The sequence below is a fragment of the Acinetobacter lwoffii genome, assembly GCF_024129355.1.
GTDB classification, from domain to species: Bacteria; Pseudomonadota; Gammaproteobacteria; order Pseudomonadales; family Moraxellaceae; genus Acinetobacter; species Acinetobacter lwoffii_I.
On the sequence record NZ_JAMXXP010000002.1, the window covers coordinates 46,195 to 59,926 of the forward strand.

General features: G+C 43.0%; 11 protein-coding genes. 7 read left to right on the forward strand and 4 right to left on the reverse strand.

The features are described 5' to 3' along the window. Positions 1-9 precede the first annotated feature (9 nt). The 4 genes from putA (at position 10) to NI468_RS01680 (ending at position 6,449) form a co-directional block, all read left to right on the forward strand. Positions 10-3,765, forward strand: a complete 3,756-nt coding sequence (gene putA / locus NI468_RS01665) for a trifunctional transcriptional regulator/proline dehydrogenase/L-glutamate gamma-semialdehyde dehydrogenase (protein ID WP_253099299.1) — start codon at positions 10-12, stop codon at positions 3,763-3,765. A gap of 184 nt (positions 3,766-3,949) precedes the next feature. Next, positions 3,950-5,032: a tRNA (uridine(54)-C5)-methyltransferase TrmA gene (gene trmA, locus NI468_RS01670; RefSeq protein ID WP_253099302.1), complete on the forward strand. Its 1,083-nt coding sequence runs from the start codon at positions 3,950-3,952 to the stop codon at positions 5,030-5,032. 243 nt (positions 5,033-5,275) lie between these two features. Further along, on the forward strand, positions 5,276-5,500 hold the full coding sequence (locus tag NI468_RS01675) for a hypothetical protein (RefSeq protein WP_034436106.1): 225 nt from the start codon (positions 5,276-5,278) through the stop codon (positions 5,498-5,500). 388 nt (positions 5,501-5,888) lie between these two features. Then, entirely contained in the window at positions 5,889-6,449 is a 561-nt protein-coding gene (locus NI468_RS01680) for a lecithin retinol acyltransferase family protein (RefSeq protein ID WP_004279839.1), read from the forward strand. Positions 6,450-6,528: 79 nt separating this feature from the next. Here the strand turns inward: NI468_RS01680 and NI468_RS01685 are convergent, their stop codons facing one another. Together NI468_RS01685 and NI468_RS01690 are read right to left on the reverse strand one after the other, a co-directional pair. Then, positions 6,529-7,440, reverse strand: a complete 912-nt coding sequence (locus tag NI468_RS01685; protein ID WP_253099304.1) for a bestrophin family protein — start codon at positions 7,438-7,440, stop codon at positions 6,529-6,531. A gap of 69 nt (positions 7,441-7,509) precedes the next feature. Further along, positions 7,510-9,237, reverse strand: a complete 1,728-nt coding sequence (locus tag NI468_RS01690) for a glutamine--tRNA ligase/YqeY domain fusion protein (RefSeq protein ID WP_253099306.1) — start codon at positions 9,235-9,237, stop codon at positions 7,510-7,512. A 423-nt stretch (positions 9,238-9,660) separates the two neighbouring features. Between NI468_RS01690 and NI468_RS01695 the strand changes: the two genes are divergently transcribed. Together NI468_RS01695 and NI468_RS01700 are read left to right on the forward strand one after the other, a co-directional pair. After that, positions 9,661-10,170 (forward strand): peptidylprolyl isomerase, encoded by a 510-nt coding sequence (locus tag NI468_RS01695; protein WP_004279844.1) that lies wholly within the window; start codon positions 9,661-9,663, stop codon positions 10,168-10,170. Between the two features lie 120 nt (positions 10,171-10,290). Then, positions 10,291-11,010: a UDP-2,3-diacylglucosamine diphosphatase gene (locus NI468_RS01700; RefSeq protein WP_253099308.1), complete on the forward strand. Its 720-nt coding sequence runs from the start codon at positions 10,291-10,293 to the stop codon at positions 11,008-11,010. Between the two features lie 28 nt (positions 11,011-11,038). Here the strand turns inward: NI468_RS01700 and NI468_RS01705 are convergent, their stop codons facing one another. Together NI468_RS01705 and hpaI are read right to left on the reverse strand one after the other, a co-directional pair. Further along, entirely contained in the window at positions 11,039-11,257 is a 219-nt protein-coding gene (locus tag NI468_RS01705) for a hypothetical protein (protein WP_004279847.1), read from the reverse strand. A gap of 681 nt (positions 11,258-11,938) precedes the next feature. Beyond that, positions 11,939-12,733: a 4-hydroxy-2-oxoheptanedioate aldolase gene (gene hpaI, locus NI468_RS01710; RefSeq protein ID WP_004279848.1), complete on the reverse strand. Its 795-nt coding sequence runs from the start codon at positions 12,731-12,733 to the stop codon at positions 11,939-11,941. Between the two features lie 243 nt (positions 12,734-12,976). On the opposite strand from hpaI, the gene nfsB reads away from it, so the two are divergent. After that, positions 12,977-13,630: an oxygen-insensitive NAD(P)H nitroreductase gene (gene nfsB / locus NI468_RS01715; RefSeq protein ID WP_253099310.1), complete on the forward strand. Its 654-nt coding sequence runs from the start codon at positions 12,977-12,979 to the stop codon at positions 13,628-13,630. Positions 13,631-13,732: the final 102 nt, after the last annotated feature.

Consider the following 13,732-nt stretch of genomic DNA (forward strand, 5'->3'; position numbering starts at 1 on the left):
GAAGTCACTATGCCAACCACTCTCCGCCCAGATTCAATTTTAGATGCGGCCCAGCACTCGAATTATATTGCTGAATTTAAACACAAAAACCAATACGAAGAACGTATTAATACGGCATGGCGTCGTGCTGAAACTGAATGCGTCGAAGAGTTATTGGCCCATAGTGAAATTTCTTCCGAGATGAGTGACAAGATTCAGGCGCTTGCCTTTGATCTCGCACATTCCTTACGTGAACGCAAAAGTTCCACTGGGAAAGCCGGTATTGTGCAAGGCTTATTGCAGGAATTTTCTTTATCTTCTCAGGAAGGCATTGCCCTGATGTGTCTGGCAGAAGCCTTGCTGCGGATTCCGGACAAAGCCACACGTGACCTGCTGATTCGAGACAAAATCAATCAAGGTAACTGGAAAGAACATTTGGGCCAGAGCCAACTGATGTTTGTGAATGCAGCCGCTTGGGGATTGATGCTGACCGGCAAGCTAATGGAAACCCCGCAGCAAAAAAGCCTGTCTAGCTTGTTGACCGGTCTTTTGGCACGCAGTGGCCGAGGAATTATTCGCAAGGCTGTCGATGTTGCCATGCGCATGATGGGCGAGCAGTTTGTTACGGGTGAAACCATTGACGAAGCATTAAAAAATGCGGAGCCGCTGGAAGAAAAAGGCTTCCGCTATTCCTATGACATGCTCGGTGAAGCAGCACTGACCGATCCGGATGCTGAGCGTTATTATCAGGATTACCAGCAAGCCATTCATGCCATTGGCCAAGCATCACAGGATAAAGATGTTTATGACGGGCCTGGCATTTCTATCAAACTCTCTGCGCTGCATCCACGTTATCAGCGCTCGCAAATGGATCGCGTGCATGATGAGCTCTATGCAAAAGTACTTAAACTCGCGGTCTTGGCCAAGCAGTACAACATTGGTTTAAATATCGATGCTGAAGAAAGCGATCGCCTTGAGATTTCGCTAGAATTGTTAGAACGCCTGTGTTTTGAACCACAATTGCAGGACTGGAAAGGCATTGGCTTTGTGATTCAGGCTTATCAGAAACGCTGCTTCTATGTGGTGGATTATATCATTGATCTGGCAAAACGCAGCCAGAAACGCTTAATGATTCGTCTGGTCAAAGGCGCATATTGGGACAGCGAAATCAAAAAAGCCCAGATTGATGGAATGTCGGATTATCCAGTATTTACCCGCAAGGTTCATACCGATCTATCTTATATCGCCTGTGCGCGTAAGCTGTTGGCTGAACCGGATTATATCTACCCGCAATTTGCCACACACAATGCACAAACGGTAGCGACGATCTATCAACTGGCGCAACCTGAGCAGTATTATGCTGGCCAATATGAGTTCCAATGTCTGCATGGCATGGGCGAACCGCTATATGAAAATGTCGTGGGCGATCCATCGAAAAATAAACTGGGTGTTCCCTGCCGGATCTATGCGCCCGTCGGCAATCATGAAACCTTGCTGGCTTATCTGGTGCGTCGTTTACTGGAAAATGGTGCCAATACCTCCTTCGTCAATCGTATTGCTGACAAAACCTTGAAAATTGAAGATTTGATTGAAAATCCACAGCAAACCATTTTAAAGGCATCAAAACAAGAAGGCGTGATGGGTGCCAAGCATCCCCAGATTCCCTATCCGCAAGATCTTTATACCGATGCACGATTGAACTCTTCAGGACTCGATTTGGCCAATGATGCTGAACTCAGTATTTTAAATGAAGTCGCATCCAGTCTGGCAAATACGCAATTTCAGTCAGCTGCTATGGGAACGGCATTTAGCAGCGTGGATACGCCCCATGCAGTTCCAGTGATCAATCCAGCACACCATCAGGATGTGGTCGGCACAGTCTATGAAGCAACTTCTGAACAGGCCGAAATTGCACTCACTCAAGCAGTTAATGCACAAAGTTTCTGGGCCAATCTGCCAAAAAATGAGCGTGCTGCCTGCCTGAATAAAGCCGCAGAACTGATGGAACAGCGTTTGCTTCCGCTCATGGTTCTTCTTTCTCGCGAAGCAGGTAAAACCTATGCCAATGCGATTGCCGAAGTACGTGAGGCGGTAGATTTCTTGCGTTACTATGCAGCTCAAGTTTTGGATCTCAGTGACAATGTACAGATCCAGCCTTTAGGTACTGTACTATGTATCAGTCCATGGAACTTCCCGCTGGCGATTTTTACCGGTCAGATTTCAGCAGCGCTGGTCGCTGGCAATACCGTGATTGCCAAACCGGCTGAACAAACACCGCTCATTGCAGCACAAGCCGTACAGATTTTATGGGAAGCCGGCATTCCGCAGGATGTGTTACAGCTATTGCCGGGCCGTGGTGAAACCATTGGTGCACAGCTCAGTGCAGATCCACGTATTCAGGGCATCATGTTTACCGGTTCCACCGAGGTCGCCCAAATTCTACAAAAAACCGTGGCAGAACGAATAAACCAGTTTGGAGAAAGCGTCACCCTGATTGCTGAAACTGGTGGTCAAAATGCCATGATTGTGGATTCATCTGCATTGACTGAACAGGTGGTGTTGGATGTTGTGAGCTCTGCCTATGACAGTGCCGGTCAGCGCTGTTCTGCCCTGCGTGTCCTTTGTGTGCAAGAGGATAATCTGGAGGCTGTTCGCAACATGCTCAAAGGTGCCATGCAACAGTTGCGCGTTGGCAATCCGGTCTTGCTGAAAACCGATATTGGTCCAGTGATTGATGCAGAAGCCCAGCAAAATATCCAAAAGCATATTGAGCAGATGCGCAGCAAAGGTCATACAGTTCATCAGTTGATGTTTAATCAGGACCAGACTGAATTAACTCCAGGAACATTCATTGCACCAACCCTGATTGAACTGCCAAATCTGGATGATCTGGAACGTGAAGTGTTTGGCCCGGTACTGCATCTGATCAGCTATAAATATGGCGAACTGGAACAGTTGTTAGATCAGATCAACAGCAAGGGTTATGGTCTGACCATGGGCTTGCACACGCGTATTGATGAAACCATGCAAACCGTGATTGCACGAGCGGAAGTCGGCAACCTGTATATCAACCGCAATATCGTTGGTGCGGTCGTGGGCGTCCAGCCCTTTGGTGGCGAAGGTCTGTCTGGCACCGGCCCGAAAGCAGGTGGCCCGTTGTATATCTACCGTTTAATGCATCAAGTATCCGAGAAAAAACTGGCGCAGCCTTATGCAGTTCAAGCGGATCCAGCACTTGTTGAAAATAAACTTGTTCAGGAGTTTAAAGTCTGGGTAGCTAAAACTTTCCCAACTTTATCTTTAAAAGCACCTATGCAAATTGCGACTGGTCAAAGCTTTAGCCTGCAAGGTCCAACCGGTGAGGAAAATCAGTACCTAATCTTGCCACGAGAAAGTGTTCTATCTTTGGCACACACGGAGCAAGACCAGATTCAGCAAATTCTGGCAATTTTATCGGTCGGCAGTCGTCCTGCATTCCTAGCTGACAATACTTTTATTCTGAAATATTTACCAACCATGCCAGCCGCGATCAGCAAGCAATTTAAAGTGGTCCGGGATATTGAAACAGGCGCGTTTGATGCCGTCCTGCATCATGGTGATTCTTCTGAACTGATTGATTTGCAAAAACGCATTGCAGGCCGAAAAGGTGCAATTATTGGTATCACCCATTTAAGTTCGGGCAACTATGATATTCCGGTCGAGCGATTTGTGATTGAACGCGCGATCAGTATCAATACGGCGGCGGCAGGCGGCAATGCCAGCTTGATGACGATGGATAATCTCTAAATCAGTCCAATCATCTCAGTATTTTTAGCTTAAATCTTTCCTCTTTATGGCCAAACCTCTCTCCTCAGAAGGTTTGGTCTTTTTTATGCAGCTTTTAAAGCGGCTTGACTACAATAGGCTTAGGCAGATCGGCAATTTTTTGCTACCATTTGCGCTTTAAAATATTTGCGATTTCTTACTGCATATGACTTCATCTTATCAGCAACAACTTGAAGCCAAAATTGAACGCATCAGCGCTCAGTTTGCCGAATATCAACCACCTGCTTTAGAAGTATTCCAGTCTCCTGAAAAATATTTCCGCATGCGTGCTGAATTCCGGATCTGGCATACTGAAGATGATCTGTTTTATGCCATGTTCGAACGTGACGAAAACAACAATAAAAAAGTGATTCGTATTGATGAGTTTCCAATTGCAGACCGCAGTATTAATGACTTGATGCCGCAACTACTGGCAGCATTCAAGGCAGATGCCAATCTGGGTAATCGCCTGTTTGAAGTCCATTTTCTGGCGACTTTAAGTGGTCAGGTTCTGGTATCCCTAATTTATCACCGTAAACTGGATGAAAGCTGGGAACCTGCAGCAAAAGCGCTGGCGGAAAAACTCAACATCAAACTGATTGGTCGCAGCCGTGGCCAGAAATTTGTCCTGACTGATGAATATGTGGTGGAAGAACTGTCTATTTTTGATCGTGACTATAAATATAAGCAGATCGAAAGCAGCTTTACCCAGCCCAATGCACAAGTTTGTCAAAAAATGCTGGAATGGGCATGTGATGCAGCGGAACAATCAGATAAAGATTTGCTGGAACTCTACTGTGGCAATGGCAACTTCACACTTCCACTTTCAACCAAGTTCCGCCGTGTATTGGCCACTGAATTAGCCAAATCTTCAGTTTATGCAGCTGAGTGGAATATTGAGCAGAACCAGATTGAAAATATTCAGGTTGCGCGTCTGTCTGCCGAAGAATTCACTCAAGCGTATAATGGCGAGCGTGTTTTCCGTCGTTTGCAGGAAGCACAAATTGACATTTCGACTTATGATTTTGATACGGTATTTGTCGATCCACCGCGTGCTGGTATTGATGATGAAACGCTGAAACTGTTACAGCGTTTCCAGCGTATTATTTACATTTCTTGTAATCCAGATACCTTATATGACAATCTGAAACAGTTGTCTCAAACGCATAGAATCAGCAAGTTCGCCATGTTTGACCAGTTCCCGTATACGCACCATGTTGAGACGGGTGTCTTATTGGAAAAAGTATAAAGAGTTTGTTTCAATTTATTATATTGTTACAATAATGGAGCTTTCTGAAGCTCCATTTTTTATATTATAAATCATGTATTTAATAATAAATATTGACTTGTACAGCAAGAAATATCGTTAGACCTTCGGGCTTCAATCGGAAATTTTCGAGATCAACTGCTGCTTTTATCACATAGGTCCTATTGCTTTATTTATTTAATTGGCTATATTTCACTCTATGTTAGGTTGTTGTATGAAGGCTCTATGAGTTTTTGGCAAAAGTTGTTTTCTAATGAACAACACAATGAACACAAGAATCAAATTGCTTGTGTTGAAAATGATTGCTCTTGCAAGACAAATGAACAGCTTCTTGAAGCACTTTCTAAAGCCACTGATGAAGAAATCATCATCGGAATTAAAAAGGTTCTGGTATCTCGCGGCTATAGCCGTAAAGAACTGAATGAACTTCAGCACTTGCCATTGCAGTAATCGGCCAAGGTTACAGCCGTATAAAGAAAGCACTTGCGTAGTCAGGTGCTTTTTTTATGCTTGAAAGTTTATAGTTGAAGGGTTTGGTCTTCTCTATTTCAGCATAGTTTATTAACTCCAACTTTAAAACTTCAGAGATCAGGCAGGAAAACTCTAAACAACTCATTTGATCCCCTTTGATTTGAAGAAATGTTAAGGCTTGCTTAGGCTATTTAAAACCTTTATCAGAAGAATATGTTCTAAATTCTGCTTTCTTTAAATCCCTTTAAATTTGGCTTAATAACTCTTCAATTCTGATCTGAAACTCAGGCAAGGCATCGATTAATTTAGCAAAACACAGTACACTTCTTATTAAACGACAATGCTTTTTAAATGGCTTAATTCTGATATGCAACAGACTAAACGGTTTCCCATAGGCGCACACCTTATGGTTAAACATTTCGGTTATACCCATCATGGGATTTACGCCGGACGTGGTCGTGTCATTCATTATTCCGGCTTTGCGCATTTATTCAAGAAACGCCCCATTGAAATCACCTCGATTGAAAAATTCAGTCATGGCAAACCGATTCATATGCAGCATTATGACTCGGCAAAATATAAAGGTCGTAAAGTGGTGCGCCGCATGCGGTCCAGAATGCATGAAAATAACTATCATCTGATTATTAATAATTGCGAACATTTGTGTACCTGGGCCATTACCGGCGTAGAAAGCAGCCCGCAAGTGATTTATATGATGAATCGTCTGACCACGATTGGTTATATCAGCTCGATGATGAGTTTTATGAACAGCATGTTCCTGACCCTGACCACCACCAGTTTCGCATTGGCGCTGTACATCAAGAAGAAGCTCAGAGATAAAGCCAATCTGCGTTTGCAACAATACCGTGAATTGCAAGATCAGGCTAAAACTAAAGTGTCAGACCTGACTAATTTTAAACATCGTTAATTCAAAGCCTAGTCTACCGATAAATGATGAGCAGGAAAGGTTGAGGCCGTGTTTACATTTTGATGATGTCGATAAGGAATTAGGTTAAATAGCCTTTTTTGGCTTGAATCGCTTCAGGTAGTGCTTTGCCTAAAGAGCTTAGGGTTTCCCGCTCTACCAGTCGTACAATTGAATCTAGCGGCAGATCATTGTCTTGTAGACCAAAGGGTTCTTCCAGCTCCGCACTAAGCTCATCCAGCCCGAGTAGCATATAAGCAATTAATCCGACCAGGATCGGCGTCCACAGGCCTAAATTTGCCTGCAAACTGAAAGGCAGGATAAAGCAAAAAGAATAAACCGCACGATGTAATAATACCGAATAAGAAAATGGTAATGGCGTTGACAAAATTCGGTCACAACCAGCCTGAATATCTCCCAAGGCCACAGTATGCTGATTCAGGTTGTTATAAATAATATCGCTGATCTTACCCTGTTTATATTGCTGTACCAGCTCTTTTTGCATCTGTTCCAGCACCCATTGTGATGGATTGATTTGCATGGGCAATTGCTCAAATGATTTAGGTTCAAAACCGGTAGTCGCCTGATAATCCTGAATACTGGGCGTTTGCTGTCTCAACCGGTCACGTAACAAATGGGTAAACAGCATCATGCGATACAGCAACATTTCACGGGTTTGATTATCTAGCACATGGCTGTCGCGGCATAAATGACGCGTGGTGGCAATCAGCGCGCCCCAAAGCTTACGACCTTCCCACCAGCGATCATAGCAGGCTGTATTTCTAAAACTTAAAAAAATCGAGAGAATGACACCAAAGATGGTAAAGCCAATTGCCGGGACAGCAGGAAGGCTCACGAAATGCGCCTGACTCAAATACACCAGCAAAGCGGAAATAAAAACCACCAAGATTAATGCGGGCAGCACCTTGGGCAGAATCGTTCCCTGCCAGGCAAACAGTAACCCCAAACTATTATTCTTATCACGCACAATCATGCAATTTTCCCTGCTGTATTGAAAAAGCCCAACCAGAGTTGGGCTTTTTACATTCTGACTTAAACCAGCTTATTTGCCTGGTTTAAAGCTGTCCTTAAGATCCAGAATACGGTTAAATACCGGTTTTTCGCTGGAATGATCATATTGATCTGCCACGAAATAACCTTCACGCTCAAACTGGAAACGATCCTCCGGCTGAGCTTGCGCCAAAGCAGGCTCAATCACGGCCTGAACCACCTTCAATGATTCAGGGTTCAGGTTTGCCAAGAAGTCATCACCCACTTCTGGATCAGACTCCGTAAACAGACGGTCGTAAATACGCACTTCTGCAGGAACGCCTTTTGTCGCAGATACCCAGTGAATCACGCCTTTCACCTTACGACCTTCAGGATTTTTACCTAAAGTTTCAGGATCAATCGAACATTTCAGCTCAACCACTTCACCATTTTCATCTTTAATGACTTCGTCACATTTGATGACATAGGCATGACGTAAACGGACTTCACCGCCTGGAATCAGACGTTTAAAGCCTTTTGGTGGCTCTTCTTCAAAGTCTTTACGGTCAATAAACAGCTCGGTCGTCAGTGGAATAACACGCTCACCCATATCGACATTCGGATGACGTGAATGGGTCAGGTCCATATCGGCTGGCAAGTTGGTTAAAGTCACTTTTAATGGATTTAACACCGCCATACCACGAGCGGCAGTATTTTCCAGAGACTGGCGAATACAGTATTCCAGCATGGCCACATCGACAATACTGCCATCAACCTTCGATACACCAACACGTTGACAGAAATCACGTAGACCTTCAGGCGTGAAACCACGACGACGCATACCGACTACGGTTGGCATACGTGGATCATCCCAACCATTTACATGACCACCTTCAACCAGCTTACGCAATTTTCGTTTTGAGGTGATGGTATAGTCCACATTTAAACGGCTAGATTCGTACTGACGTGGCACGGATGGTGATTTAACTTTTGCCACTACCCAATCATAGAACGGACGGTGATCCTGGAATTCCAGGGTACAGAGTGAATGGGTAATACCTTCAATTGCATCAGAAAGTGGATGCGCATAGTCATACATTGGATAAATTTTCCATTTATCGCCAGTCTGATGGTGTTCAGAATGCAAGATACGGTATAAAATTGGATCACGCATATGCACGTTCGGTGAAGTCATATCGATCTTGGCACGTAAAACGGCCTGACCTTCTGCATATTCACCGCTGCGCATTTTCTCAAAACGCTCCAGGTTTTCTGCAACCCTTGCATCGCGTTGTGGCGAGTTCTTGCCTGGCTCAACGAAATTACCGCGGTTTAAACGGATCTCTTCAGGGCTTTGCAAATCCACATAGGCATCGCCCTGCTCAATCAGCTGAACTGCCCAGGTATAAAGTTGATCGAAATAGCTTGATGCATAACGCGGCTCGCCTTCCCATTGGAAACCCAGCCATTTCACATCATTGGCAATACCATCCACATATTCCTGCTCTTCGGCATCCGGGTTGGTATCGTCAAAACGCAGGTTACACACACCTTTAAATTCTTCAGCAATTCCGAAGTTCAAGCAAATTGCTTTCACATGGCCAATATGTAAATAGCCATTCGGCTCAGGCGGAAAACGCGTCACCACCTGTTGAGTACGACCAGCGGCTAAATCATCGGTAATGACCTGACGTACAAAGTCCAAGCCTGGTTGTTGTTCTTGCTGCTGCACTGAATCGACTGCATTGTTCTTCTGGGTCGGGTTCTCGGGCAGAGATGTCACAACATCATTTGGCTTCATGATCAATCATTCACTTCTAAAGTTAAAAAGGGATTAACGAATATTTCATCGTACAAGTTGTACGTATATTCATTATCAAAGTTCCTTAGTTTAACTATAGGTGCTTAATCTCTCAACCGCTAACTACGGTATTTGATTTCAATTCACTCATTTTAAAAATTGAAAATACAGTAAGCTGCCCAAAACTAAAATATCAACGCTTTACGGAATCAGAAAATGATTCAATTCGCGCCTGTCTGGAATATAACGCCCTGTCTGGCAGCATTTGAAATGCCTTGATAAATCAACGTATAAATAAGGTATTATTTTTATGCTTTTAACAAAGAAAATAATGTTTTTACTTGCCTTGTCGAATGTAGTTTGCTTATGCTTCACTCATTCAGAAAAAACCATGGCACTCGTCCATGATCAGGAGATTACACAATGAGTTTTCCTCAAGTCGAATTAAACACCAATAAAGGTCGTATTGTTCTAGAACTCAATGCTGAAAAAGCACCTAAAACCGTAGCTAACTTTTTAGAATACGTACGTGACGGTTTTTATGACGGCGTAATTTTCCACCGTGTTATTGATGGTTTCATGATCCAAGGCGGCGGCATGGATGAAAACTTCAAGGAAAAAGCAACACGTGATGCAATCGAAAACGAAGCAGACAACGGCTTGACCAATGACGAAGGTACGATTGCAATGGCGCGTACTCAGGCACCGCACTCTGCTTCTGCTCAGTTCTTCATTAACGTGAAAAACAACTCATTCCTTAACCACTCTGGCAAAACTGCTCAAGGTTGGGGTTATGCGGTATTTGGTAAAGTGGTTGAAGGTATGGACGTTGTGAACGAAATCAAAAACGTACGTACTGGCAACCGTGGCTACCACGCTGACGTTCCTCTAGAAAATGTAGTAATCGAATCTGCAAAAATCATTTCTGAATAAGTTTAAATCCTCCCTAACCCTCCTTTAATAAAGGAGGGAATCACCTTTTATCAAAATAAGGTTTTCCTCCCTTTTTCAAAGGGAGGTCGGGAGGGATTAAATTAAACAAGGAAAAGATTCGTGATCTATCTGTTTATCTCAGATTTACATTTGTCACCTGATCACCCTCGACTTGTTCGGGGGTTTTTAGATTTATTAACTGAGTATCAAGATCAAAATACCCAACTGTATATTTTGGGTGACTGGTTCAATGCCTGGATTGGCGATGACTATAGGTCTACGTGGCTGGACGAGATTGTCACTGCGTTAAAACAGTTTACTCAGGCTGGGAATCAAGTCTATTTTCAGGCCGGCAACCGGGATTTTGTCTTGGGAAGCAAATTTTTAGCTCGATTTGGCGGGCAGCTTCTTCCTGAAATCGATCAGCTTATTATTGCTGGAACACGTTTTCGCCTGGAACATGGCGATGCATTATGTACCGATGACGTCTCCTATCAGCGTTTTAAAAAGATTATTCGTCATCCCTGGCTACTGGGTTTCTTAAGAAAAACCCCGCTTTCATTTCGAACCAGACTGGCCAACCGCTTTCGTCAGCAAAGCCATCAGGCACAACAGTTTAAAAGCTATGAAGTGATGGATGTCAACCCGCATGCAGTTGAGCTGGTATTACAGGACGTAGATGTACTGATCCATGGTCATACACATCGCGCAGCTATTCATCAACTGGGTCAAAAGAGAAGAATTGTGCTGGGCGACTGGAAAGAAGACAGTGCAGAGATTCTAGAAATTCAGGAAAATCAAAGTTTTGACACCCTAAAACTAAAAAAGTGGCGATATTAATCAGCCACTTTTTACGATATTGATCTGCTTAACACAGACGATAAAGCTGGTTTACCCCAGTATAGAAACTTTTACCATCGAGATTGAACTGAAATTCCTCACCCGTTGGCAATTGAATCATTTTACCGACCTCAACCCAGATAAAACCGTCCATTGTATTTTGCTTGCGCTTTAATGGAACCAGTTTCACGTTAATTTCATTGCCATCAGCGGCAGTGGCAATATGCCATTCATTGATTTTGATCAAAATATTTACTCACACGATATGAGCTTTTTGTGACTATATGGAGAGAGATTAATAACAACCTAGTTTACATAATAGTTCTATGGTTAGTAGATCTTATTTGAGTTCAAATACTTGAACTAAAAAGTACATCACAATCAGCTTAAAATAATAATAGAAGCAAGAACAGTACTTGCTTGAAGTGCAACCAGTGTAAGCTATTTATCCAGCAAAAGCAAAATTACATTGTAATGACAATAGAATGGGATTTTTAAGAACTTTTTTCATGCTTTGTTAATTATTAGGCTTTTGATTTTTATGATCTAAAATTCATTTTAACGTTATTTCATTTCCGTTGATAAACAAAACCTGTCTTTAAATACCTTAAAATCAATATTAGAGACATGAAACTCAGCCCGAGGTACAGCAAGTTCCACTCTCCCGTCTTTTGATAATTTAGGATCAAGAGAATAGCATTTAAGGCTACAAACAGTACGTGAATCATAAAAAAGGCTTGTTGCACTCGTCTAGTTTTTTGCTGACGTTGGTTCTCTAAGATGTTCTGCTGTTCTTGTAAAAATTGTTCTGCATCTTGAAGGTTCATTATGATTTTCTTATGGCTGAATGAATAGCTCATCTAAAGAATTTCCGGTTAAAAATAAACCAAATATCCAGTTAAGCTATTCATTCAGAATCTCTTGTTGATTAATAACCGCTAGTCGGATTAATCACATTGATATCCTTTTTATATTTCCCCAATAGATCACGCAAGGAATTCATCAAAACACTGGTATCTACGCCCACTGCTACAAACTCAGTGCCAAGTTCGATATATTTTTGCGTCACTTCATGCTGGGTTGACAGAATTCCTGCAGCTTTGCCTGCAGAACGAATCCGCTGGATTGCATCAATTACAGCTTTTTGTACTTCAGGATGATTCGGATCACCTTGATAACCCATAGTGGCAGATAGATCAACGGCGCCAATAAACACGCCATCAATCCCGTCGATCTGAAGAATAGCATCCAGATTTTCCAGTCCTGTGACCGATTCAATCTGGATTAATAAACAGATTTCTTCATGTGCCGTCTGATAATAATTTGGAATGCTGTTCCAGCGGGTGGCACGTGCCAGTGCAGCACCAACGCCACGAATTCCTTCAGGCGGATAACGGACTGCCCTGACCATGAGTTCGGCCTGTTCCACGGTTTCTACCATCGGAATCAACAGCGTTTGTGCACCGATATCAAGGAGTTGCTTGATCAGTTGTACGCTACCAATGGGTGGTCGTACCACTGCTTGCGAGGGATAAGCAGCAATACTTTGCAGTTGCGACAAAGTCGTTCTCAAATCACTGGGTGCATGCTCACCATCAATCAGCAGCCAGTCATAACCTGCATTTGCCGCAATCTCGGTTCCATAGGCATCTGCCAATCCAATCCATAAGCCGATTTGCTGCTGGGTTTTCAGTTTGTGTTTAAAGTAATTGGTCACTTGCATCCGCTAACCTATTTGCATGTTGCTGGCGATGCCTCTTATTAAACGCTTCTCGCTTAAAAGTGCCAATAGACAAAAACTGGATTTTAATCTGATTTAACTCTAAGTTTTGCTTGAATCCAGCTCAAGATCATCTCAAAACAGGCTTTGCCTGATGCTTTTTTATTATAATAATCAGGGGATGTGAAAAATGTATATATTTAAAACTTCTACTCGCTGTTTATTTAAAAAGATTGGAGTCCATTGATGGATTTACTCAAGATCACACAGACCCGCTATACCACTAAAGCCTATGATCCTAGCAAGAAAATCCCAGCAGAACAGTTTGAACGCTTGTTAGAAATTTTGCGTCTGACACCCTCTTCAATCAATATTCAGCCTTGGCATTTTTTTATTGCCGATCATGATGCAGCCAAACAGCGCATTGCCAAAGCGTTGGTTGGTACTTATGCCTACAATGCACCCAAAGTTCTGGATTCATCCCATACCATTTTATTCTGCACCAAAGCCGATATTAATGAGTTGCATCTGGAAAACTTATTGAACCGCGATGATCTCAGTGGCCGATTTAAAGATGAATCCACCAAAGAAGGTCAGAAAAATACCCGTGCAGGTTATATTCATTATTATCGTAATGAAAAAGGTGATATTCAGCGTTGGGCTGAAAACCAGACCTTTATTGCACTCGGTCAAATGCTCTTGGCTGCCGGAATTGAAGGGGTTGATGCCACACCAATTGGCGGCTTTGACGAAGAGATGATTAGTGAAGAATTACAACTTGCAGAACAGGGTTTGATCCCTTCTGTATTGCTGACTTTAGGCTATCGCAGTGAAAATGATTTCAATGCCAAACTCCCTAAATCACGTCTTGCCGCTGAAGATATTTTCACCAAACTGTAAGGAATTTATGCTATAAAAGGGGTCAAGCGCCCCTTTCCATGTCAATTCGGGCCTATTTTTTGCTTTATTTAATTTACATCTAATAGAATAACAATAGAGGTC

Bases quoted from the DNA above. Each gene is read 5' to 3' on its own strand.
- putA (WP_253099299.1), top strand. From the start codon at position 10: ATGCCAACCACTCTCCGCCCAGATTCAATTTTAGATGCGGCCCAGCAC.
- trmA (WP_253099302.1), top strand. From the start codon at position 3,950: ATGACTTCATCTTATCAGCAACAACTTGAAGCCAAAATTGAACGCATC.
- NI468_RS01675 (WP_034436106.1), top strand. From the start codon at position 5,276: ATGAGTTTTTGGCAAAAGTTGTTTTCTAATGAACAACACAATGAACAC.
- NI468_RS01680 (WP_004279839.1), top strand. From the start codon at position 5,889: ATGCAACAGACTAAACGGTTTCCCATAGGCGCACACCTTATGGTTAAA.
- NI468_RS01685 (WP_253099304.1), bottom strand. From the start codon at position 7,440: ATGATTGTGCGTGATAAGAATAATAGTTTGGGGTTACTGTTTGCCTGG.
- NI468_RS01690 (WP_253099306.1), bottom strand. From the start codon at position 9,237: ATGAAGCCAAATGATGTTGTGACATCTCTGCCCGAGAACCCGACCCAG.
- NI468_RS01695 (WP_004279844.1), top strand. From the start codon at position 9,661: ATGAGTTTTCCTCAAGTCGAATTAAACACCAATAAAGGTCGTATTGTT.
- hpaI (WP_004279848.1), bottom strand. From the start codon at position 12,733: ATGCAAGTGACCAATTACTTTAAACACAAACTGAAAACCCAGCAGCAA.
- nfsB (WP_253099310.1), top strand. From the start codon at position 12,977: ATGGATTTACTCAAGATCACACAGACCCGCTATACCACTAAAGCCTAT.